The 24,281-nt window shown below is 44.9% G+C and carries 20 protein-coding genes; 15 read left to right on the top strand and 5 right to left on the bottom strand.

Annotated features, from left to right (window positions below; all coding sequences use genetic code 11):
• Positions 1-52 precede the first annotated feature (52 nt).
• The 5 genes from IPL34_RS14490 (at position 53) to IPL34_RS14470 (ending at position 9,555) form a co-directional block, all read left to right on the top strand.
• On the top strand, positions 53-4,132 hold the full coding sequence (locus IPL34_RS14490) for a cellulose binding domain-containing protein (RefSeq protein ID WP_296842161.1): 4,080 nt from the start codon (positions 53-55) through the stop codon (positions 4,130-4,132).
• Positions 4,133-4,143: 11 nt separating this feature from the next.
• Complete coding sequence (locus IPL34_RS14485) at positions 4,144-5,412, top strand: DUF1552 domain-containing protein (protein ID WP_296842160.1); 1,269 nt, start codon at positions 4,144-4,146, stop codon at positions 5,410-5,412.
• An 11-nt stretch (positions 5,413-5,423) separates the two neighbouring features.
• On the top strand, positions 5,424-6,719 hold the full coding sequence (locus tag IPL34_RS14480; RefSeq protein ID WP_296842159.1) for an NAD(P)/FAD-dependent oxidoreductase: 1,296 nt from the start codon (positions 5,424-5,426) through the stop codon (positions 6,717-6,719).
• 135 nt (positions 6,720-6,854) lie between these two features.
• Positions 6,855-8,966 carry a 5-histidylcysteine sulfoxide synthase gene (gene ovoA / locus IPL34_RS14475; protein ID WP_296842158.1) on the top strand — a complete coding sequence of 704 codons (2,112 nt, stop codon included), beginning with the start codon at positions 6,855-6,857 and terminating at the stop codon, positions 8,964-8,966.
• Between the two features lie 31 nt (positions 8,967-8,997).
• Entirely contained in the window at positions 8,998-9,555 is a 558-nt protein-coding gene (locus IPL34_RS14470; RefSeq protein ID WP_296842157.1) for a GNAT family N-acetyltransferase, read from the top strand.
• A gap of 115 nt (positions 9,556-9,670) precedes the next feature.
• Here the strand turns inward: IPL34_RS14470 and IPL34_RS14465 are convergent, their stop codons facing one another.
• Positions 9,671-10,132, bottom strand: a complete 462-nt coding sequence (locus IPL34_RS14465) for a methylglyoxal synthase (RefSeq protein WP_296842156.1) — start codon at positions 10,130-10,132, stop codon at positions 9,671-9,673.
• 73 nt (positions 10,133-10,205) lie between these two features.
• Between IPL34_RS14465 and IPL34_RS14460 the strand changes: the two genes are divergently transcribed.
• The 5 genes from IPL34_RS14460 to IPL34_RS14440 all read left to right on the top strand — a co-directional run bounded on the left by IPL34_RS14460 (position 10,206) and on the right by IPL34_RS14440 (position 15,057).
• Positions 10,206-11,150, top strand: coding sequence for an AEC family transporter (locus tag IPL34_RS14460; protein ID WP_296842155.1), 945 nt, complete (start codon positions 10,206-10,208; stop codon positions 11,148-11,150).
• Between the two features lie 45 nt (positions 11,151-11,195).
• Positions 11,196-12,104, top strand: coding sequence for a Dyp-type peroxidase (locus IPL34_RS14455; protein WP_296842154.1), 909 nt, complete (start codon positions 11,196-11,198; stop codon positions 12,102-12,104).
• A gap of 164 nt (positions 12,105-12,268) precedes the next feature.
• The gene (locus IPL34_RS14450) at positions 12,269-13,387 is read left to right on the top strand and encodes a Re/Si-specific NAD(P)(+) transhydrogenase subunit alpha (RefSeq protein WP_296842153.1); all 1,119 of its coding nucleotides are present in this window, start codon (positions 12,269-12,271) and stop codon (positions 13,385-13,387) included.
• The gene (locus IPL34_RS14445; RefSeq protein ID WP_296842152.1) at positions 13,388-13,681 is read left to right on the top strand and encodes an NAD(P) transhydrogenase subunit alpha; all 294 of its coding nucleotides are present in this window, start codon (positions 13,388-13,390) and stop codon (positions 13,679-13,681) included.
• Positions 13,678-15,057: an NAD(P)(+) transhydrogenase (Re/Si-specific) subunit beta gene (locus IPL34_RS14440; protein WP_296842151.1), complete on the top strand. Its 1,380-nt coding sequence runs from the start codon at positions 13,678-13,680 to the stop codon at positions 15,055-15,057. The genes IPL34_RS14445 and IPL34_RS14440 overlap by 4 nt, the downstream gene beginning before the upstream one ends.
• A 93-nt stretch (positions 15,058-15,150) precedes the next feature.
• On the opposite strand, the gene IPL34_RS14435 is transcribed toward IPL34_RS14440, so the two are convergent.
• Positions 15,151-15,432 (bottom strand): hypothetical protein, encoded by a 282-nt coding sequence (locus IPL34_RS14435; protein ID WP_296842150.1) that lies wholly within the window; start codon positions 15,430-15,432, stop codon positions 15,151-15,153.
• A gap of 179 nt (positions 15,433-15,611) precedes the next feature.
• Positions 15,612-16,901, bottom strand: a complete 1,290-nt coding sequence (locus IPL34_RS14430) for a tetratricopeptide repeat protein (protein ID WP_296842149.1) — start codon at positions 16,899-16,901, stop codon at positions 15,612-15,614.
• Positions 16,902-17,178: 277 nt separating this feature from the next.
• Between IPL34_RS14430 and IPL34_RS14425 the strand changes: the two genes are divergently transcribed.
• Entirely contained in the window at positions 17,179-17,838 is a 660-nt protein-coding gene (locus tag IPL34_RS14425) for an SH3 domain-containing protein (protein ID WP_296842148.1), read from the top strand.
• A 308-nt stretch (positions 17,839-18,146) separates the two neighbouring features.
• On the opposite strand, the gene IPL34_RS14420 is transcribed toward IPL34_RS14425, so the two are convergent.
• Positions 18,147-18,920, bottom strand: a complete 774-nt coding sequence (locus IPL34_RS14420) for a TSUP family transporter (RefSeq protein ID WP_296842147.1) — start codon at positions 18,918-18,920, stop codon at positions 18,147-18,149.
• Between the two features lie 248 nt (positions 18,921-19,168).
• Here IPL34_RS14420 and IPL34_RS14415 point away from each other — a divergent pair, with 248 nt between their 5' ends.
• Positions 19,169-20,278, top strand: a complete 1,110-nt coding sequence (locus tag IPL34_RS14415; protein ID WP_296842146.1) for a hypothetical protein — start codon at positions 19,169-19,171, stop codon at positions 20,276-20,278.
• Positions 20,279-20,473: 195 nt separating this feature from the next.
• Here IPL34_RS14415 and IPL34_RS14410 read toward each other — a convergent pair whose 3' ends face one another.
• Positions 20,474-21,184 (bottom strand): TIGR00266 family protein, encoded by a 711-nt coding sequence (locus tag IPL34_RS14410; protein WP_296842145.1) that lies wholly within the window; start codon positions 21,182-21,184, stop codon positions 20,474-20,476.
• A gap of 207 nt (positions 21,185-21,391) precedes the next feature.
• Here IPL34_RS14410 and IPL34_RS14405 point away from each other — a divergent pair, with 207 nt between their 5' ends.
• From IPL34_RS14405 to IPL34_RS14395, 3 genes are all read left to right on the top strand, one after another.
• The gene (locus tag IPL34_RS14405) at positions 21,392-21,631 is read left to right on the top strand and encodes a DUF6489 family protein (RefSeq protein ID WP_296842144.1); all 240 of its coding nucleotides are present in this window, start codon (positions 21,392-21,394) and stop codon (positions 21,629-21,631) included.
• 145 nt (positions 21,632-21,776) lie between these two features.
• A complete protein-coding gene (locus tag IPL34_RS14400; RefSeq protein ID WP_296842143.1) occupies positions 21,777-23,261 on the top strand; it encodes a circularly permuted type 2 ATP-grasp protein in 1,485 nt (494 codons plus the stop codon).
• Entirely contained in the window at positions 23,258-24,256 is a 999-nt protein-coding gene (locus IPL34_RS14395; RefSeq protein ID WP_296842142.1) for an alpha-E domain-containing protein, read from the top strand. The genes IPL34_RS14400 and IPL34_RS14395 overlap by 4 nt, the downstream gene beginning before the upstream one ends.
• Positions 24,257-24,281 lie beyond the last annotated feature (25 nt).

The raw sequence follows: 24,281 nt of genomic DNA, 5'->3' as shown, positions 1-24,281 counted from the left end.
ACTGTGCCTATAGCTTCGGCTGAGTGTGTTAGTGTCTCCGCGAGGGAAAAACATGAAAAATAAGTACCAAAGCAACCTAGTTGCTTGGCTGGTCTACTATTGTCGGCAGTACCTACTCTACGGATTAGTTGCGTTATCTACTCTCCTTTTTAGCTCGGCCTCATGGGCTGCGACCAGTTGTAAAATCAGCTACACCGTCCCTAACCAATGGAACAATGGTTTTAGCGCCAACCTCGTCATCACCAACACTGGCGATGCATGGACGAGTTGGACAGCCAAATGGGATATGCTCAACGGTCAAACCATTACCGGGCTATGGAACGGCTCTTACACTCAAAGCGGCGCAGCGATTAGCGTCAAAAACGTGAGCTGGAACGGCGCGGTAGGCAACAACGCCAGCGTTCAAGTCGGCTTTAATGGCACGCACAGCGGCACGAATCAAATCCCGACTAACGTCTCTGTCAATGGCGTGCTCTGTGAAGGCAATCCCCCGCCCCCCAAACCCGCTGTGGTCGCGTGTGAAGTGCAATACACCTTACCTAGTGTTTGGACTAATGGCTTTACTGCCGATGTTAAAATCAAAAACACCGGAGATGCAGTTAGCAATTGGTCTGTGACTTGGGATATGCCCAACAGCCAACAAATCACGGGGCTATGGAATGGTCAATATCAGCAAGCAGGTGATAAAGTCACGGTCAAACCCGTAGACTGGAATAAAACGATTAATGCGGGCGCACAACTGCAATTTGGTTTTAATGGCTCACACACGGGACTGAATAATATTCCGGGTAATGTCGCCTTAAATGGGGTGAAATGCGCCGGACAAGTTGACCCACCGCCTCCACCGCCCCCTTCTTGCAGTGTGAATTATCAGATTCAAACACAATGGGATAATGGCTTTACTGGAACGGTAGACATTAAAAACACAGGGGTAGCATGGAATGGCTGGCAAGCCACTTGGACTATGCCCACTGAGCAAGTCGTGACCCAAGGCTGGAACGGTCAATTTAGTCAAAGCAGCGATAAAGTCACCGTCAAAAACGTAGATTACAATAAAATCATTGCCCAAAATGGCACGATTTCTTTTGGCTTTAATGCCTCGCATACCGGCTTAAATCTCATTCCTATTGATGTAGCGATTAATGGCACGCGCTGCTCCGGTCAAGCCGATACCTTAGTACTACCCCCTAAAGCACCTAGCCATTTACAAGTGGTGTTAAAAGATAATACCGAGGCTGAGTTTACTTGGTTAGATAACAGCACGAATGAAGATCACTTTGTAATAGAACGGCGTGAAGCAGGCGGCAACTGGAGCATATTAGCGACTCTGGAGGCTAATGCTCTGACTTATAAAGACACCACTTTAGCCATTGGCAAAACCTATGAATACCGTTTAAAAGCGACTAATAGCGCGGCTTCTTCTGCCTACTCCAATAGCGTGAGTGCTAAGCGTCAAGATCGTACTGATATTCGTGCTGCGATGTTAGTCAATAACTGTGCGGCTTGTCATGGCACCCAAGGCTATAGCACCGGCCCCGGCATTCCCTCGATTGCAGGTTTAGATAAAACCTATTTAGTGCGCACTATGAAAGCGTATCGCACGGGCGAACGGGCTTCGAGTGTGATGAGTCGCATTGCTAAAGGTTATACCGACACCGACATTGAACGTATGTCTCAATACCTAGCACAACTTCCCTTCAAAGCCGCCCCGCAAACCACCAATCAGACTCTAGTGAATCGGGGTAAAGCGGTACATGAATCGAATTGTGTATTCTGCCATGTGGGTACAGGTGAAAACCCCACACCTACCCGTACCCGTTTAGACGGGCAATGGGCGACTTATTTGCACGCCACTTTAGAGGACTATTACGCCGGACGTAGTAGCAATATACCCACTGAAATGGCGAATCAAATGATTCAGCTCAAGACTTTATACGGTGAAGATATATTGTGGGCGCTAGCTCAATACTATGCAGCCGATGCCACTTCAAAAGCAGGCGGTAGTAGCAGCGGTGGTTCTGGCTCTGGCGGCGGTAGCGGTTCAGGTAGTGGATCGGGGGGTGATACCAGTATTGCACCGACAGCACCAAGCAATTTAGCCACCACAGCGGTCGATAACAGCAAAGTCAATTTAAGCTGGCAAGACACTAGCAATAATGAGACTGGCTTTAGAATTGAACGCAGTAGTACAGGCGCTGATAACTGGACTACTTTAGTGGAGTTAGGCAGTAATACCCAAGCTTATACCGATACTAATGTCAGTATGGGTATGGGCTATGACTATCGCGTAAGTGCATTTAATACCGCAGGCAGTACCACCAGCAGCCTTACCACTATTAATCTCCAAACCGCATTGCAATACGGTCAGACTCAATACCAACGTCAAGGCTGTGCTAGCTGTCACGGTGCGGACGGACGCGGCGGCTTTACGAATCTACCGATGACTAAGTATACAGCGAGTCAATTAGCGGATCTTACTCGCATTATTCACGACACTATGCCACCGGGGAATGCGGGTGCGTGCCAAACTGGCTGCGCTTCAGCGATTGCGAGCTATATTACCGAAGTACTCACCCCCGCAGCAGGGAGTGGTGGTTCGGGCGGCACTCAAGTGTGTGCAGGCACACCTCCGGCTGGCACACGTAGCCTCAGACTACTCACGCGTCAAGAGTATCAAAACACCGTCAATGATTTACTCGGTTTACAGCTTGATCTCTTACACAAATTGCCTGAGGAAAATCGTGTCGATGGTTTTGATAATAATGCGGCACAAAATCAAGTCACTAGCTTGCGCTTAGAGTCTTATCTCAATCAAGCTGAGCAACTTGCCTCGACTGCGGTATTACAAAGCTGGAATCAGATTATGCCCTGCACCCAACAAGATGCAGTGTGCGGACGCCAATTTATTCAAACCTTTGGTAAGCGAGTCTTTAGGCGCCCCCTCTCTACGGCTGAGGTCGATAGCTATGCCGCTAACTTTAGTGGGGTAGCGTTTAGAGATGCGGTAGAAAAAACGGTGATGGGTATGCTGATGTCACCGCATTTCTTGTATCGCTCCGAACTAGGGGTCTTACAAGCCGATGGTACTTATAAGCTCACACCCTATGAGATTGCCTCTAATCTATCCTACTTATTCTGGGGCACTATGCCCGATGCGGAGTTAATGAGTGCAGCAGATCAAAATGCTTTAGACACTCCACAACAACGTATTAGCCAAGCCTCGCGTTTATTAGCAGCGGCTCGTAGTCGTCAACAAGTGGGTAATTTCGTCGGTCAATGGCTCCTTAAAACCAATCCCTACTTCTTACCGCCTAAAGACAGCACAGTCTATCCCGCCTATACCGATGCAGTGCGCTTAGCCATGTCACAAGAGTTAATTAATTTCTTTAACTATGTGGTATTTGATTCGACGCAAACCTTCCGTGAGCTATATCAAGCCGATTATGTGCTGGCGAATAAAACCCTAGCCGATTTTTATCAGGTCACAGGCCCTGTCGATCAAACCTTTATGAAAACGCCTGTAGCCAATGGCACACGTAAAGGCTTACTCAGTTTAGGTGCGGTGTTAGCTCGCTATGCTAATAGCAATGAATCGCACCCCTTCAAGCGTGGACGCTTCTTCTTTGAGCGCGTGCTCTGTCATGACCTACCGGAGCCTGCGAATATGGGCATAGTGCAAGCACCCGATCCAGACCCTACCATGACCACACGCCAGCGTTTCTTATTCCATAGTAATTCAGGGACTAGCTGCTTTAGTTGCCATCAATACTTAGATGGTCCGGGCTTTAACTTTGAAAACTATGACGGTGCAGGTCAATTCCGTAGCCTTGAAAACGGCAACGCTATCAATGCTAGTGGCATTCTACGCGGTATGGAAACCTATACCCCTACTGAAACGCTCACGGTGAATGACCTCAATCATTTGAGTACCTTAGTAGCCGATAGTCCTACTGCTGCGCAATGTGTGGCACGGCAATACTATCGCTATGCGACAGGGCGGCGTGAAACCTCAGCAGACACTTGTGCTTTGAATAGTTATCTCCAGACCTATCAAGACAATGGTTATAACTTACAAACCATGCTGCTTAGTATTGTGAATGCACCTAACTTTACTTTACGTCGCGCACCTTAAGGGGAAAGAACATGACTCACTTGCAACAACGCCGTGATTTCCTCAAATGGATAGCAGCGGCTGGCATTAGCACAACCATGTTACCTTATGCGAATATGGCTTATGCGGATACACCGCCACGACGGGCTATTTTCGTGTATTTCCCTGATGGTATGCGCCCTGAACATTGGCATCCACAAGGGACAGGAACGACTTTTACTCTACCTGCGATGACCGCGCCTTTAGAGCGAGTACGCCAACAGTGCGTATTCCTGCGCGGGGTGGATATGAAAGGCTCAGGCTCTACTCACGAGGGTGGAGTCTTAAAGCTACTCACCGGAGCGGATGGACGTGGCTCGGATCGAGCGGTCAGTTTGGATTATTACTTAGGACAAGCGTTTAAAAGTCAAACCGTGAGACCGCATTTAAACCTCAATATTGTGCCTGTGTGGGACAGTGCAGGGATCACTTACGACAATAATGGCCTAAGGGTCGCACCTGAACCTAATCCTTTGGCGGCATTTGAATCACTATTTGGCTCTAATGCCAGCAATAACTTTATTGCCCAACGCCGCTTGAGTGTGATGGATAAGTCCTTAAGTGAACTCAATGCACTACGCACTCAATTAGGTGCGGTCGAACGCGCTAAGCTCGATACTCATTTAGAATCCATACGTGAATTAGAGCAAAAGCTGAATACTAATGTGGGCGCTTGTGCGGCATGGAACTTTAATCCCACTGGATTTCAAGTCACGCGCACCGGCTTTTGGAGTAATCCCGAATACCGTGATGCTAGCCGCATGGGGATAATTAGTGACCTACAGCGCGATATAGCGGTACATGCACTCTCCTGTGATCTCACCCGTGTAGTAACCCTGACTTGGGGGCATGCGGTGAATGAAGCGATTATTACCGAATCGGGTAGTGGTCAAACCTGTCACCAAGCTTCACATGGCGGTGGAGAGGATTTCATTAGAATCAAGGCATGGTATAGCAATCAACTCGCTAAGCTGATTGAGCAACTCGCCAGTATTCCTGAAAGCAATGGCACGCTCTTAGATAATACGATTATTTTTGTAGGAAGTGATCTAGCTAATGGTGGCTGGCATAACCACGATGATATGCCTTTCATTATTGCCGGAGGGCGCAATGGTGGAGTTATAGGCGGGCGTTGTTTGCCGTTTACTGCCACACCACATAATAAAGTATTGGTATCAGTCGCTCGGTTTATGGGTCTGAATATTAATAGCTTTGGTAATCAAGACAGCAATCCGGGACCTCTACCCGGCTTGATCGGTTAGGGGGTATTGTTATGAATCATACACGTAGAACCTTATTGAAAACCTTAGCGGCAGGTGCTGCTTTCAGTACCTTAGGCTTTCCTACTATTTTACGCGCCGCTGGACAACGCATAGTGGTAATCGGCGGAGGTACAGGGGGTGCAACGGTCGCTAAGTATTTGCGTCTATTAGATGCAACTTTAGATGTGACTTTAATTGAAAAGAATGCCATTTACACCACTTGCTATATGAGTAATGAAGTCTTAAGTGGTGAACGCACACTAGAATCATTGCAATTTAACTACGAGGGCTTAAAAGCACATGGCGTTAAAATAGTGATTGATGAAGTCACTACCATTGACTACGAAGCGCAGTTAGTCAGAACTAAAGGTGGGATTAGTTACCCCTATGATCGTTGTGTAGTCTCGCCCGGTATTGATTTTCGCTATGAACGGATTGATGGCTATAGCCTAGAGGTGAGTGAGCAAATCCCACACGCATGGAAAGCTGGACCACAAACTTTATTATTGCGCGATCAACTACAGGCTATGCCCAATGGTGGCACGGTCGTATTAGCCGCCCCCCCTAACCCTTATCGTTGCCCGCCCGCACCCTATGAGCGTGCTAGCCAAATTGCTTATTACCTCAAGCAACACAAGCCTAATTCTAAGCTAATAGTACTCGACCCTAAGCCTAGCTTTACCAAGCAAGCGCTGTTTGAAAAAGCATGGACTGAACTCTATGGCTATAAAACCGATAATGCACTGCTCGAATGGCATTCTGCGGATCAAGCATCCGGTGTGGTAGGACTAGAAGTGGCGACTAAAACCGCGATTACTGAATTTGGTGATCGTTTTCCGGCTGCGGTACTCAATATCATTCCTCCCCAAAAAGCAGGCAAGCTCGCCTTTGATGCGGATTTAGTGGATAGCACGGGTTGGTGTCCCGTCAATAAGCTCACCTTTGAATCGACGCGCCACCCTAAAGTGCATGTGATTGGCGATGCGTGTATGGCAGATTCTTTACCTAAATCGGGTTTTGCCGCTAACTCTGAGGCGAAAGTGTGTGCTTCAGCCATTCATGCACTACTCAATGGTTTAGAGCCAGAGAGTCCCTCTTTCTCAAATGGCTGCTATAGTCTTGTGGGTAAGGATTATGCTATTTCGGTGGTAGGCGTATATCGCTTGTCGAATGATGGCAAAGTGATTGAAAGTATTGCAGGCAGTGGTGGAACTTCAGCCTTGAATCCCACTGCACAAGAACGTTTGTTTGATGCCAGTTATGCTTATAGTTGGTATAACAACTTTACGCAGGATGTGTTTAAGTAAGGGAATGCTTTAGGCACACGAATACGATAGTACAAGAGTTAGATAGCGGGCAGACACGTAGGTCTGCCCCTACGTGTCAGAGAGTTGATAAGCTAATGTTTGTATAAATAGTTTTTTAATTACAAGGAGTTGGTAATGTCCCGCATCGCTTCATTAAGAATTCCGGCGCTGGATTCCGGTGAGATTGAACAAAAACGTGAAGAAATTCGCCGCTACTTTCATGCAAGCTGGGATTTATACGAACAATTATTTACCGTACTCAAAGACGACAGTGTGTTTTACCAACGCCCTGAACCCTTGCGTCACCCTTTAATTTTCTATTTTGGGCATACCGCCACGTTCTATATTAACAAACTGATCGTATCTAAGATCATTGAGCAACGCCTAGATGCCGAGTTGGAATCCATGCTAGCTATCGGTGTAGATGAAATGTCGTGGGACGATCTGAATGAAAGCCATTATGACTGGCCAGCCGTGCAGCGCGTAAGGGACTATCGCGCCCAAGTGCGGCAACTGGTGGATGGTTTGATCAGTCAGCTGCCTTTATCTTTACCGATACAGTGGCAAGACCCGTTCTGGATTATTTTGATGGGGATTGAACACGAACGTATCCATTTGGAAACCTCTTCAGTGCTAATTCGCCAACTGCCTTTGCAGGCGGTATGGCCACATCCTGCGTGGACTATTTGCTCCTCTACTGGTAAAGCGCCTGAAAATCAGCTAATCGAGGTAGCCAGTGGCGCAGTTAAACAAGGGCGTGAGCAACCCGCAGTTACCTATGGTTGGGATAATGAATACGGCGCATTGATCACGGAAGTGCCTAGCTTCAAAGCAGGCAAGTTTTTGGTGAGTAATCAGGAATTTTTAGCCTTTATTGAAGATGGTGGTTATCAATCTGAAAGCTGGTGGACGGAAGAAGGTTGGCAATGGCGACAATACAAAGCTGCCACTCACCCAGTATTTTGGGTAAAGCAGGGTGACACTTACCGTTATCGCAGTATGTTGCAAGAAATCGATATGCCTTGGGATTGGCCAGTCGATGTCAATTATTTAGAAGCAAAAGCATTTTGCAATTGGCTAACCGCTCGCACGGGTAAACCTATTCGTTTACCTACCGAAGCGGAATGGTATCGCCTATACGATTCACAGGTACAACAAGATCAGCTGGCGTGGACGGAAGCACCGGGTAATATCAATCTGGAATATTGGGCCTCATCCTGCCCCGTGAATCAGTTTCGACAAGGTGATTTTTACGATGTGTTGGGGAATGTCTGGCAATGGACGGAGACCGCCATCGATGGATTTGCAGGCTTCCAAGTACATCCAGCGTATGATGATTTTTCTGTGCCTACCTTTGATAGCAAACATAACCTCATTAAAGGCGGTAGTTGGATCTCGACGGGTAATGAAGCTACACGCGATAGCCGTTATGCTTTCCGCCGCCACTTTTTCCAACATGCAGGCTTTCGTTATGTTGAATCGAGTGAGGCTATTACCCAAACCTTTAATAGTTACGAAACGGATGAATTCATTTCGCAATATCTAGAGTTCCATTACGGCGATAACTACTTTGGGGTTAACAATTATCCTCAAGCCTGTATTGCTACCATACTCAAATTCGCACAAGGTATGCCATTTACTAAAGCACTTGATGTTGGTTGTGCGGTAGGACGTAGCAGTTTTGAACTGGCCAAAACCATTCCTCATGTGGATGCCTTAGATTTCTCCACACGCTTTATTCGCAATGCACTTAACCTACGCCAACACGGTCAACTACGTTATTTGATTAAGCAAGAAGGTGAGTTAACTATCCTTCGACAAGCCAACCTTGCAGCCTTAGATTTAGAAGCTACCGCAGACCGAGTGAACTTTTCACAAGGTGATGCGTGTAATCTCAAACCCATTTATCAGGATTATGATTTGGTGTTTGCGGGTAACCTAATTGATCGTTTATACCAACCGGCCAAATTTCTCAGCACTATCCACGAACGTATTAAACCGGGTGGTTTGTTAGCGTTAACCTCGCCTTATACGTGGTTAGAGGAATACACCGAGAAACAACACTGGATCGGTGGCTATAAGGAAAGTGGGGAAAATCTGACGACTTTAGATGGTTTACATCGCATCCTCAAAACACACTTTGAACCTTTTGGTGAGCCGCAAGATATTCCGTTTGTGATTCGTGAAACGGCTCGTAAATATCAGCATAGTATTGCGCAATTGACGCTCTGGAAACGTCGGGCTTAACCGTTATTTCAAACCTAGCGACGAGTTAAGTATGTCTACCTCTTACCAATTGCGTTTAGCCCACGCTGACGATTTAGTCGCTATTGCAACTTTGCATGCTGCCAGTTGGCGTGCTACTTACCCTTTTGATTTATCTGCTGATTATCTAGCCCAAGATTTAGCCGCAGATCGTCAAGCTTTGTGGCAGCAACGTCTAACCCAACCCGTTACCAATCAACGGGTATGGGTTATAGATATAGCTGGTTCGATAGTGGGGTTTGTATGTATCTATCTACAACAAGATCCGCAATGGGGCAGTTTGTTGGATAATCTGCATGTACGCTCCAGTGCGCAAGGCCAAGGCTGGAGTAGTATTTTACTACAAGCGGTGTGGAGTACTTGCGTAACGCACGCTGCTAACAATGGTTTGTATTTATGGGTGTTGCAGTCCAATCATAAGGCTCAACAGATTTACCAGCATTATGGTGCTCAGCGAGCAGAGGCAGGAGAGTGGCAAGCACCAGATGGTTCTATGGTTGCTACTTGGCGTTATATCTGGGATAAAACCACATTAGCCAAATTAGCTAAAACCTCAAGAGAGTATGAATGAGTCCATGATCTTTTTACGCCCCCCCACACCATCTTCATTACTAACACAGTGTTGGGAAGGCTGAAGTCATACACTCCCCCTCAAGGTCGCCGCTAGAACCGATAACACCAGTTCTTTAAGCGGGTAGCAATTGCCCTGCTACTCGTTTTAAGTAATTGCCATAACGCACCTCGACACTTTTGGGTTGAGGTGCTGTTTCAGGATGATCAAAATACGGGCTAGTAATTAAATAATTTGCCGTACTCTCATTACAAGCAATCGGCACATCATAAACCGTAGCCAAACGCACCAAGGCTTTTACATCCACGTCATGCGGTTGTGCGGTCATGGGGTCTTGAAAGAAAAACACCGCGTCGATTTGCCCCTCAGCTATTAAAGCACCAATCTGTTGATCACCCCCTAAAGGTCCGCTTTTCATGCCCGTAATATCTAGCGCTGGATTTTCGGCTTTGATGAGTTTTGCGGTCGTTCCGGTGGCTACAATGCGTCGCCCTACAAAATGGGCTTGATGAGTTTTAACCCAATCGCATAAGGCGCGTTTTTGTTGATCATGGGCAATCATTGCCAGTGCTTTCATAGGTGGTGCTCCGTTTGAGTTATAGTAAAAATGCAGTAACATACTGCCTCACTCATTATCTAAACACGCGCTCATGTCTGCTAGCTTCTTTTCTGGGCTGAATGCCATTATTCCTATTTTTATTTTAATGGGTTTGGGCTATGTAGCTAAACGTACTGTTTTAGATAGCAAAATGCTCCCCGCACTCAATACCTTTGTGTATTACTTTGCCGTCCCTGCTCTTTTATTTAATGCTTCACGTCAGCAAGATATTCAACACTTATTGAATATTCAGGGTCTAGCCGCGTTTAGTGTGGCGGCATTAGTCACAGCGGTTTTAGCGGTGCTAGGATGCTATAGCTTTTTTCAGGTACGTGGTTTTAATGCATTAGTGCAACGCGGTTTGGTGGCTACCTTTGCAAATTTTGCCTATATGGGTATACCACTAATTATGGGGGTATTGGGACAAAGCGCACATGGTGCATTGGTTGCTATTATCTTGGCAGGTAATTTATTGCTGATTGCCGGAGCGCAGTTATTAATAGAGGCACAAGCTCAGGGTGCTTTAAGTTTAACCAAAGTTTGGGCTATTTTAGATCGAGCCTTGATTCGTAATCCTATTTTTGTCTCAACGGTATTAGGGGTGCTGTGTGCGATTTTTAATGTCACTTTGCCTAATACGGTGGATAAAGCATTAGGGATGCTCGCTCCCGCTGCGATTCCGGTGGCGTTGTTTTGTTTAGGAGCAGGTTTGCAATTGCATCATAATCAAGTGAATAAGGGCGAACTGGCTTGGTTAATAGCGGTGAAATTAGTCCTGCATCCCTTAATTACCTATCTGACATTTAAGCTATTGGGTGTTGAGGATAAGGCTTGGCTTTTAGCTGCTGTATTACTGACCGCTCTCCCTACGGGTGCATTGGCACATGTGATTGCGCTTAAATATAATTGCTTCGCTCACGAGACTGCTCAAGCAGTAGTGCTCTCTACCTTGTTTTCACTGCTGAGCGTAGCTGCTTGGACAGCCTTACTACGCTAAGCACTTAAGATTCATTTTTTAGCATGCAATGACTAGGAGACCGACATGCCAGCTCAAACGGGTATTCAAGGCGAACATCATCCCGCCGCACGTTTTTTAATGATTCGTGTCACTAAAAAAGGCAAAAGCGCTCTACAAGACCAGATCACTGCTTTTTATGCTAAACGCCATTTATTGGCTCGTACTCAACCTGAGACAGGCATTGCCACGACTTTAGCCTTTGGTAAAGCACTGTGGCAGGAGCTTTACTCACTAGGTCCTGATAATTTTTTACCTATGCCTGTCGTTGAAGGCGACTTTCCGCATCCCGCCTTAGCAGCGGATTTATTAGTACACATCAGTAGCACCCGTGCCGATTTATGTTTTGAATTAGCCGATGCCTTGGTGAGCGATTGGGAAGGTATTAAGGTATTAGATGAATGTAGCGCGTTTCGCTTTCATGAACGTCGTGATTTGACCGGATTTATCGATGGGATTGAAAACCCTGTGGAACGCGAGGAACGTGATGAGGTGACTTTATTGCCTCAAGCAGTGGGGGCTTGTGCTGAGGGTAGCTTTGTTTTTGCGCAACGCTTTGTGCATGATCTGAAAAAATGGCAAGCGCAAAGTGTCGATGAGCAACAAAAGGTGATGGGACGCACGAAATCAGAAGGCGCAGAATTAGACGACGAAACTAAGCCCGCGAGCGCTCACATTGCACGGGTGGATATTGGTATCGATATACTGCGTTTTAGTTTGCCCTATGGGAATGCGGGGGGTGAAAAAGGTTTATTTTTCTTGGCACTGACTAATAATCTCGCGGTGATTGATGAAATGTTGCAACGCATGTACGGTTTGAATGCCGATGGTTTGCAGGATCGCTTATTAGAGTTTACTAAAGCAGTCGGTGGCAATTATTTCTTTGCGCCCCCACAAGATTTATTGAATGAACTGTTTGATTTAGAAGATATTTAATTTCATTAATGAGCCAAGTCTCAGCACTTGGCTTCAGTTAAGCCCACACTTTATAGATATACTAACCTCTCGCTTACTCCCTTAAGCTGTCAAGCTTTTTAACAAAATTTGTTAGATGACAGCACAGCCACAGTGATGAACTACCTATGGGAGGATAAACCATTGTGTCAATTATTATAGCTATCCCCAAAGAAACAACTCTGGGTGAAAAGCGGGTTGCTATTGAACCTAGCGTGGCCACTAAACTCGTTAAACTAGGTGCTCAAGTACTGATTGAGACCGGAGCCGGTGACCAAGCTCACTATCCTGATAGTGCCTTTAAAGAGGCTACTTTTAGCCCTAACACCATTTACCCACAAGCTGATATTACCCTTAAAGTCCAAATGCCTAGCCTTGAGGAAATTGCCTTACTCAAGCCCAATAGTGTACTGATTGGCATGCTGAATCCTTACCAAAAACCAGCCGAGGTCAAGGCTTTAGCGGAACGTGGAATCACTAGCTTTGCGATGGAACTCATCCCGCGTATTTCACGCGCCCAAGCGATGGATGTATTGTCCTCTCAAGCCTCTGTTGCAGGTTATAAGGCGGCGATTATGGGCGCTGACTTGGCTAGCCGCTTTTTCCCTATGCTCACGACCGCAGCGGGTACGATTCGCCCTGCTAAAGTCGTAGTCGTGGGTGCTGGGGTGGCAGGCTTACAAGCGATTGCTACGGCACGACGCCTAGGCGCTATTGTAGAAGCCTATGACGTGCGTACCGTGACTAAGGAGCAAGTGCAATCCTTAGGGGCTAAATTCATAGAGCTAGGCATTAAGGCGGAAGGCAGTGGCGGCTATGCGCGTGAACTGACCGCAGAAGAGCAAGCTCAACAGCAAGCTGAACTGACTCAATACTTTGCTAGTGCTGACGTATTAATCACTACTGCCGCTATTCCGGGCAAACCATCCCCTAAAATTATTAGCGCGGCTATGGTACAAGCCATGAAAGCAGGGGCAGTGATTATTGATTTAGCCGCTGAGGGCGGGGGCAACTGTACACTCAGTGTAGCAGGCGAAACCGTTACACAATATGGTGTTACGATTCACGCACCGCTGAATGTGCCTAGTCAACTACCTACGCACGCCAGTGAGATGTACGCCAAAAACTTATTGAGCTTTTTAAGTCTGTCACTCAAGGAGGGTCAGTACCAACCCGACTTTAAGGATGAGATCATCGCGGGTTCTTTATTGACTCATGAGGGCAAGATTACCAATGAAGCGGTGCGCCGCGTAGTGGAGGCTTAAATGGACGGTTGGATTGCTTTATATATTTTTACTCTAGCCGCTTTTACCGGCTATGAAGTTATTTCTAAGGTTCCGGTCATTTTACATACGCCTTTAATGTCAGGTTCTAACTTTATCCACGGTATTGTACTGGTCGGCGCGATGGTGGCTCTAGGGCAATCAGAAAGTGTGAGTGAACAAATCGTCGGTTTCATTGCGGTAGTACTCGCAGCCGGTAATGCAGTAGGCGGCTATGTCGTCACCGAGCGCATGTTGGAAATGTTCCAAACCAGTAAAGGAGGAAAGCGCTCATGAGTTTTATGGTGCAACTAGCCTACTATGCCGCTGCGGTATTATTTATTTTAGGCTTGAAACAAATGGCATCCCCGACTACTGCCCAACGCGGGATTCAATGGGCGGGTGCAGGGATGGTACTGGCTACCGTGATTACCTTTGTCCATCCTCATATTAATACTAATTACTTACTAATCCTGATCGGTATTGCAGTGGGTGGCGTCCTTGCTTGGAAAAGTGCCAAAACAGTCGCTATGACCGATATGCCGCAAATGATCGCGCTTTACAATGGTATGGGGGGGGGTGCAGCCGCCGCTATTGCAGCAGTAGAGCTATTGAAACGCCATGAACTAGGCATGGGTGTACAGTCATTAGCCGTACTAGGGGCCTTAATTGGTGCGGTGGCTTTTTCAGGTTCAGGCATAGCCTTTGCTAAATTACAAGGGATTAAAGCGTTTCGCTCCAGTATTCGCTTCCCACAACAGCAAGTCGTTAATGGAGTAGTCTTTGCTGTTGCGGTATTGCTAGGCGTGATTATTGCGTTGAGTGGTAATGATTACAGCCTCTTTACTCTAGCCCTATTCTTCTTAGCCGCTCTAGCCTTTGGTGTATTAATGACGCTCCCGATTGGTGGCGCGGATATGCCTGTGGTTATATCGCTTTATAATGCGTTCACGGGTTTAGCGGTAGGCTTTGAAGGGTATGTGCTTGATAATCCAGCAATGATGATTGCCGGAATGGTGGTAGGCTCAGCGGGAACTCTCTTGACTCAACTCATGGCTAAAGCAATGAATCGCCCGATTAGCAATGTGTTGTTTAGTCAGTTTGGTGCGGTGACTTCCACCGAAGACCGACCCGTTTTTGGCTCTATGAAAGCGATTGAAGCACAAGACAGCGCTATTATGTTGGCTTTTGCGGAAAAAGTGATTGTGATTCCGGGGTATGGTATGGCAGTGGCTCAAGCTCAGCATAAAGTATGGGAGCTATGCAAACTGTTACAACAACGCGGCGTGATGGTCAAATTTGCTATTCATCCCGTCGCCGGACGCATGCCCGGTCATATGAATGTGCTACTCGCCGAGGCGGGCGTTCCTTATGATCTGATTTATGACCTAGATGAGATTAATGAGGAATTTAAAACGGCTGATGTGGCTGTGGTTATTGGCGCTAATGACGTGGTTAATCCGGTTGCTTTAACGGATCCTTCTAGTCCTATTTATGGCATGCCAATTTTAAATGCCCAAGAAGCTAAAAATGTGATTGTCATTAAACGCGGACAGGGTGCTGGATTCTCAGGGGTCGAGAATCATTTATTCTATGCTGATAATTGCCGTATGTTATATGGTGATGGTCAAGCGGCTGCGAATGATTTAATCCATCATATTAAAGAACTCTAATCAAAGAAAAACCCCGCTTAGCGCAAAGCTAATGCGGGGGTAGAGGAAGACTATGAGACGAAAATTAGTTGTCGTTTTAATAGATCTATTAAATTAAATACTGCATGTTTGCTTATTGACGCAAGGTAAATTACCCCGATGCGCCGCGATCACATTCGCTAAACTCTTTAAACGGCGCTCACCATAAGCGTCACCTTGGCTACGACGTTCAGCCGCTAATTTCTTTAAACGTTTGATTTTAGCTGTTAATTGTTTTTCTGCTTTTTTGCAGGCGGTATTAGGTTTACTAGCCGCATTAGCAGCACCGGGAACTAACATTGATGTCGCTAAAACCGCACTGGCGACTAAACCACTTAATGTAGTTGTTGCTTTCATAGCTTAGAACTCCTTTTCAGATCAGTTGTTTTAAAGTTGTATGGGATTTATATTAGAGTGTAATGAGTCTGGCATGTTTTAAGACCTCAAATGGACAAAAGGTAATGCTTAAAAGACAAAAGGTCGAAATAGGTCTAGGTTCATTGCTAAAGTCAATCGCCTATAAAAATATAAAATTATCAAAAACATTCTGCTCCTACTGGGCTTTCAATACTGTAAGGTGAGCGCTTCACTCCTCCGTGAATACCTCCTTTTAACCATTTATCTTGGCTTTGATAGAATTCAAGATGTTCTTTAAAGCAAGGTTCTAGTACAAATGATTTATTTAACATAATTTTATTTATATAATATGATGTAGTATTAGTGAGTATTTGCTCTAGGTCAGCCTCTGCCCAAGAGGTTACGTACTCTTGAGTCAGAAAACCCACTACATCGGGTACAATCATCGAACGCTTTAGCCACGAATGATTCAAAGCAAAAACCGTTTGCTGGGGACACACCTCGACTAATGGCTCAATCCCATTGAATAAACTACTATCGGCAGCTACCATTAAACAATGGGAAAAATCCTCCATCATTTCCAATGTGTTACAGGGTCGTTGTAACAACTGAGCTAATATTTGCCCTAGTAGTTCTGACTCACTATCGGGTAAAGCTATTATTTTTTCGGGAACACGATTTAAAGTCTGCAAATAAACTACTAATTTATTCAGCACTAAATAGACTAATTGATTATCGCCTTGCAAATGAGTATAGCGCCCTCCTGCTATAGTTTTATTTTCTTCATTATAATGCAAAATAGCTGCGCCATATTGTACAAAATGCCAATCTCGAATCGGCATCTTATCTGTGATTGTTAATTGCTGATAACGCTTAAAACTCTCTTCTAGCTCATTAATTTTATCTTGAATTAACTCCAGTGAATCATTTAAGCTTTGTTTTTTTAATAAAAGCTGCACATCCTGAATAAACTCAGCCACCCCTTCTGGCTGCTTGAGCCAGAGCTTACACTGATAATATAAATAAGCTGCCCAAAAATCGCTTTCATAGTCCACCTTAGCCAAAGTTTTTAATGCTGCTTGATTATTAAACCTTGCCATATAGGCGAATGCTAGCTCATAGGCAGCATCAATATTCGTGGGTGCAAGAGCGAGTGCTTTTTCTAATAGAGCGGCGGCTAGCTCATAGTGTTCACTATCAATAAAGTGGTAACCTAAATCAAAAAACGCTTGAAATTGATCAAAATCACTTAAGGCAATCGCAAATAAACGCCGCTCCTCGACTCCATTTAATTTAGCGAAAATATCGCGGGCTAATAAATAAAGTGGCTTGTAGTTAACATCGACTTGTAAGCCTAGGGCTAATTGCTTTAATGACTCAGGATAATGTTTTTGCTTATATAAGGTAACGGCTTGTTGATAGTAATAATGAGCAGTTGCTTCAGAGGCAACTCTAGCGGATCGGATCATGGGGTCATCCTTAGTTAATATGAGTCATCTAGGCATCGAATACTATATATCACAGCCCTTGTTTAATGCTTAGCAGAGCCTGCTAGGCGGATACTTTTATAGGGCTTAGCTTAAAAATAGTACAAAAACTCATCAATTGATTTAAAAATGATTTTTTAATGCGGATATTTTTTTAAATGCCATTACACTAAGAGACATACCAACAAACCACTCGTTTAACTGATCAGCAGTTATCCGTTTTGATACTCAATAGGAAGTGTATTTAACAGGAGTCATCATGAAATTATTCTCTACTCTCTTAGCCACGAGTATGCTAGTCGCTATGTCCCTCCCCTTATCGGCGGCTCAAGTAGACCAACAAAGCCGCGTATATTCCGTCACTCGTATTAATCCTAACGATAATCTTAATGTGCGTTCAGGCCCTGGTACTCAATACCCCGTGACTGCCGTATTACCTTTTAATGGCAAAGGTGTCATAGCCACAGGTAAGCAAGCTACTCAAGGCCCTAATACCTGGACACATGTCACTTGGGCGGGAGTGGAAGGTTGGGTGAATCAGCATTATTTGACTGAAGATGAGCAGGCATTACCTACTAGACCCCAAGCGGTAAAACCAAAAACTACAACGCCTAAGCGCGTAGTCATGAGTTGTGTAGGTATTGAGCCACGTTGGAATATTCATATTAGTGCTACTAGCGTACATGTGATTGATCCTGAGAAAAAATCCTATACTGTACCGGTGACTTTCCGTCAGCAATCAGCGAATCATTCCAGTATTGCCGTCATTGGAGGCAGGAAAGATCAACGCATGACTCAATTGTTTTTACAAAAGGTAGAGGCCTGCTCAGTCGGTAATGCGTCTTATCCTTATACTATTACGGGCGCTTTAGACGAGCGCCAAGTGGTGTCAGGCTGCTGTCGCGTCATTAACCAATAATCGTCTTTTTCCTACCTTTAGGCAGGTGACCTAACACTACTGAGGTCACCTATTATTGTCATAAAAATCAAATATTCTGCTGCTATTATGGTATGACAATGTTTAAAAGATTTACTTTACTTTTAGCCAAAGCATGCTATTTATATAGGCAGAACAACCGCTGTGGACTACTAATCTGGATAGGATACAGGTCAATACAGCGAGGATGACCTTCTAACACTTCGGTGATCTTTCTGCCCAGAGACTCTATATCCACCGAACTAGGTGCACTAAGATGCAATAATTGAGGGTCATTCTCACTGTATTGATCAACTAAAAACGAATAGTTTGATAGATACTGCTAGGGACACAATGACTAATACCGGACGAATTAATTTAGCACCATGTTTGCTCGCCATTTGTGAGCCTAAAAAACTCCCCACTATCTGCCCTAAACCCATTAATAAACCCAACACCCACAAAACCTCTCCGTGTGCTGCAAAAATCATTAAGGCTGCAAGATTACTCGTAAAGTTTAATAATTTGGTTAATCCTGTGGCACGTTGTATCCCTAAACCTAATAATAAAACGGCCGCCATTACAAAAAATGTTCCCGTGCCAGGTCCAAAAAATCCATCATAAAAACCAATACCCATCCCTATAATTAAAGCAAACCCCGTATGGCTCATCCGACGCTGGCGATCTTGATCAGTCAAGGCAGGGGCAAAAATAAAATAAATGGCAAATAGGATCATTAGAAAGGGAATAATTTTATTTAAAATAGAGCTATCAATTTGCTGTACAATTAAAGCACCTAAGGCAGAACCGATAAAGGTTAATACTACTGCTACTTTATAATCACTCGGCTTTAATAAGCCTTGGCGGGTATAGTTTAAAGTTGCCGTTAATGATCCAAAGCTGCTTTGTAGTTTATTAGTTGCTAATACTTGCACAGGTGGTATCCCCGCCCATAATAAAGCAGGGATAGTGATCAATCCTCCTCCCCCCCCAATAGAATCGACCCAACCGGCTAGCATAGCTAATCCTACCAGTACTAATACCACCTCAACAGGCAAGGAACCTAAGCTTAACCAGTGCTCCATGTTTTAATACCTCAACAAAAAAGTTACTCAGCATACGCTTAGCTCCAAACCATCGCAATAAATTAAAAAATCCCTGATTAATGTTTAAAAATCAAGATTAAACCTAAAGTGCCCCCCTACCTTTTATAAGTGGATACGGACGTTATATCGCCCAACGATTGCTGTTAAACTAACAAAAATACCTAAATATATACTCATAATTTTTAAATTTATATTAGTTAATAAAATTGTATTTTAGGTAAAAGATCATGACCGATAACCTCAGCGTAACTACTAATCCAAAAACTTCTAGTGTAACAACCTCTACTACTGGTTTAGGTACACCCACCTATACTTCTAACTGGTCTGGCGGCAGTAACTCATTTAATGGGTTTAATACTGGCTCAAGCTCTGCTTTTAATAGTACTGCTTTGATGAATTTAATTAGACAGCTTTTATCTTTATTTAATAGCGGTGGGTTCGGTGGCGGTGCTGGCATGAACGGCGGGTTTGGTGGCGCTGGCATGTCCGGTGGTGTTGGTATGAACGGTGGAACTGGCATGTCTGGTGGTGCTGGTATGAATGGCGGATTCGGTGGCTTTGGTATGCCCGGCGGGTTCGGTTCGGGTTATTTTGGAGGTCAACCCTACCCTTTCAATCCTGTAAGTGTTAACCCTAATCCTATTATCACCCCGATTAATCCCATTGCGATTCATCCAGGTTCAACGATTTGGGGCGATCCACACTTCGTAGGTGCGGAAGGTGAAAGCTACGATATTAAAGGTGAAGCCGGTAAAACCTATAATGTTCTGAGTGATAAAAACTTCCAGCTTAATGCAGCCTTCAGAGCTAAAGGTTCTGATCAAACCTTAATGGGGTCTATTGGTGCTGTCATTAGAAATGAGAACGGTGTATATAACCTTAAATTCACTGAAAAAGGTGAGCTAAGTGTCAATAATCAGGACTTAAAAGACGGTAGCTATCAATTAGGCTCTAGCACTATTAAAAAGCAAGGTACTAATTTAACTATTAAAACGCCAGAGTATGAAGTCTCGTCTGGTCTAAAAAGTGGTGAATTATCGCTAAACTTCAAGAGTGAAAACGTGGCTGCTGATGGCATTATGCCTCATGGCTTCTGGGGTCAAACCGCTGATGGTGATGGTAAAAAACGCAGCGGTGATCAAGGCGACAAAGCTCAGGGCGGTGGCATACTTGAAAAATTAGACGGTAGTATTTCAGCTAAAGGTGACACACAAACCTTTAAGCTTTATGAAGTTAAAGACTTATTCGATACTAATTTCGCTAACTTTAACCGCTTTAACGGTAATACTGGCTATGTGGGCAGAGCACAAGTAGCCGCCTCTGGTAGTGCCGACTAAGGATAAGTAGGCTAGTACTTAATCCAATCTGAAACGACTGATTAAGTACCACCTTACTAACTAAGTATTGAGCTAAACAGTAATCGTGTATTTTTGGAGCAGCCTTGGCGGTAGGAATGCCGCCTTGAAGCGTACAGGGACGTATTCTCAGCGGCTGCGTAGGAAATGCACGATTATTTTGGCTCAAGTACTTACTTAACTACCCATAGCTTTTTGTATTAAACGGCTAAAAGACGCTGGATTGCGTGAGCAAATATAAACTTTACCCGTACCACTAAAACGCAATACCACCCCTTCACCACTGGTAAAACTATTCACTAAATTCCCAAGCATCCCTCCTAACCCACCTCTATTTTGGCTAGTCGTGACGGAAATTTGATGCTGTAAACGATTATCCCAACACACCACATGGGCATTATCGATAATTAAATCCTTACCTACTTCAACCTCTAAGGAATAAATAGCGCCTAAGCCTGCTACCACAACTTGCCCTTTACCTGCGGTTTCCATGACAAAAAAGCCCCCTGACTGGGCAAATAAGGCATTCCCTAGGGCTTGAGTACGTACTTTTAAATCCACCTGCTCAGTGGCTGCTACAAACGCACCATCATTCAAAAAATATTGTGTACTACCTACATCCAAAATTTGCATTCCACCGGGTAAGGACGCACTCAACAAACAATCTCCAGCACCGCGCACAGCTTCAATATGTTGCCGAAAAAAGGACTCTCCATTAGCAAAATGTTGTAATAAGGCTCGGCCCACGCCCCCATTTAACTTACCCTTCAACTCTAGGGTACTCTCCATCATCACCATAGCCCCTGCTTCACAGAAAATTTTCTCACCTTTTTGAAGTGCCACATGCAAAAAAGGATCAACTTCAGCAGTTAGCGTAAATACGGTCATGGTGTACACCTCTCTAGTTAATTTTAATTATTTTGAATCACTACTTAGCAGATCATAATAAACCACTAGCTAGCCTACCTAATAGAGCTGGATCAAATAAGTCTGTTTCGACTCTAGTAAAAACATATTTTTCACTCTGGAGCTAGAAAAACTCTTAAAATGTGATCATGATAACTTGGCTCAGAGCACCAATGGAGGAGAATAGAGATGAAAGTAACCATCGATGTAGATCTGACCCCGGAAGAAATGCGCCGTCTGGTGGGCTTGCCCGATGTACAAAAATTTAATGAGGCAGTGATGGATGAAATGCTCCAGCGCCTCAAAACGGGTACAGAGGGTTATGATCCTTTGCAGTTTTTCCGTGCAGGCATCATGGCTAATACTGATACTTGGTCAAAATGGACTGAGCTGTTCAGTCCCTTTAGCCAGAAAACGCCGAAACCTTAATAGCTTTTTATTACGGCTACTATCCACCCACTAAACGGCATACTTTTTGCTTAAAAATGGTAAGGAGTATGGGCTGTGTGGTAGATAAGATAATTGACTTCTACTGTAGACCTTACTAATAACAACTCAGTTTGGGAATTACCCTATGCGTCAGGAATGGAACCTATACCAGCCAGAGACTTATTACGATGAACTTATCGCGGCACAAGGACAGCCACGACCGACCAGCGAGCGCTTAGTTGAATTTCTAAGCTCCCTTTCTCCTCAACGTTTTAAGCAATGTGTCAGTGAGGCTGAGGCTACCATTCGCCAGATGGGTATAACCTTCACTATTTATAGTGACGCAGGCAATATTGATCGCGCTTGGCCCTTTGACATTATTCCGCGCATTATTCCGGGCGAGGAATGGGATCGCATCGAAATAGGGCTAAAGCAACGTATCCGTGCACTAAATATGTTCATTCAGGACTTGTATAATGGTGGCAAAATTATCAAGGACGGGGTAATTCCAGAGGATGTGGTTTATCAATCCAAGGGTTATCGACCCGCCTGCGAGGGAATGACGCCCCCTCATGGTGTATGGGCAAATATTTGTGGCTCTGATTTAGTGCGCCACAGCGATGGGGTAATGTACGTATTAGAGGATAATCTGCGTGTTCCTTCTGGGGTGGCTTATATGCTGGAAAATCGCACTATTACTAAGCGCGTTTTACCTGAAATCTTTAAGCTTATGCCTATCCGTCCGGTGAGTGCCTATCCTTCACAACTCTATGAAATGTTAGCCTCATTGCGCCCTGATTTAGATCATCCTACCATCGCACTGTTAACGCCGGGTATTTATAATTCAGCCTATTTTGAACATGCCTTTTTAGCACGTCAGGCGGGTTTAATTTTATTAGAAGGTTCTGACCTGATGGTGGGCAAAGACAATTATGTCTATATGAAAACTATTAAAGGCTTAGAGCGTGTGGACGTGATTTATCGACGCATTGATGATGACTTTATTGACCCTGAAGTATTCCGCAAAGATTCTATTTTAGGGATTCCGGGGATTATGCGTTCATGGCGTGAGGGCAAAGTCGCCATTGCTAATGCGCCGGGCTGTGGGGTCGCGGATGATAAGGTTATCTATGCCTATGTACCGGATATGATCAAATATTATTTAGGTGAAGAAGCCTCTCTGCCTAATGTACCGACTTGGGTATGCCGCCGTGAAGCAGACCGTGAATACGTACTAGAGCATCTCGCTGAATTAGTGGTAAAACCTGCTAATGAATCTGGTGGTTATGGCATGTTAGTAGGTCCGCATTCCAGTGCGGAAAAGGTAGAAGAATTCCGTCAATTAATCCAAGACAATCCTAATAACTATATTGCCCAACCGACTTTAAATCTCTCTGTCACACCGACTGCCACCGATGAAGGTATTCAAGGACGCCATGTGGATTTACGTCCCTTTATTTTGAGTGGTAAAGATATTTACGTCACCCAAGGCGGTCTCACGCGCGTAGCCTTAGTCAAAGGTTCGCTGGTGGTCAATTCCTCTCAAGGAGGCGGTAGTAAAGATACTTGGATTGTGAATGAGAATATGCTTGACTTAGATAATCCCAGCACTCAGGAGGTAGAAGCATGATTACCATGTTATCCCAAGTCGCTGAACGCGTTTACTGGATGGCTCGCTATTTAGAACGTGCTGAAAAAACCGCGCGTCTCATTCATGTGCATACCTCTTTACTCATGGATCTACCCGATCGCATGGAAATTGACTGGTATACCTTGGTGCGCTTATTTAATGCCGAACAAGCCTTCCGTGAACAATACGGTTATGCCAGTGAACAAAATATTATGCAGTTCTTGGTAGCCGACCGGAATAACCCCTCCTCTTTGGCCAGCTCACTGGGCATGGTGCGGGAAAATATTCGCACCTCTTTAAACGTATTACCCGAAGAGGTATGGGAACAAGCTAACCGCATTCACTTACTGGTGAATGAGTCACTGCCTAATACTTCCGATCGCCATTTACGTCAGGTGTTTGTGCGCCAAATCATGGAGCATTGCCAATGTATTCGTGGGGCACTCGATAGCCATATGAGTCGGGATAATACCTTTGACTTTATGCAAATCGGTAAGCACATTGAGCGTGCTGATATGAGTACGCGTATTTTAGAGATGACCTCTTTACTACTCGCCGATGATCGCAGCGATATTCTGCGCCGCTATGAAGGCATTTTGTGGGGTAATCTATTACAAGCCCTAAGTGCGCGACAAATGTATATGCAGCATGTGCACTCGCGGCTTAATGGTGTTAAAGCGATGAATTTCTTGCTTAAAGACACTATTTTCCCCGGCTCGGTGAGCTACTCATTGGCGGCGATTGTTAGACGCATGTGCTATCTACCACATCCCGAATACCCTATTGCAAAAGTACAAAGGATTCGCGACCAACTCGCTAGTGCAGACATTACCGCTATTCCAGCCGATCAAATCCATGTGCTAATGGATTCCTTACAAGGAGAAATGGGCGTATTACAAGGGCAAATTGCTAATACATGGTTCTACCCCACGTTTAATCAAACACAAACTCAATCACAGTCTGGTCAATCACAAACCCAACGCCAAGGCTATTAAACCACCAAGCAGCGCGGGCGAATCC

The sequence above is a fragment of the Thiofilum sp. genome (assembly GCF_016711335.1).
In the GTDB taxonomy this organism is placed as follows: Bacteria; Pseudomonadota; Gammaproteobacteria; order Thiotrichales; family Thiotrichaceae; genus Thiofilum.
The sequence above is the reverse complement of the archived record's forward strand: the minus strand, read 5'-3'. Positions and strand labels throughout refer to the sequence as shown.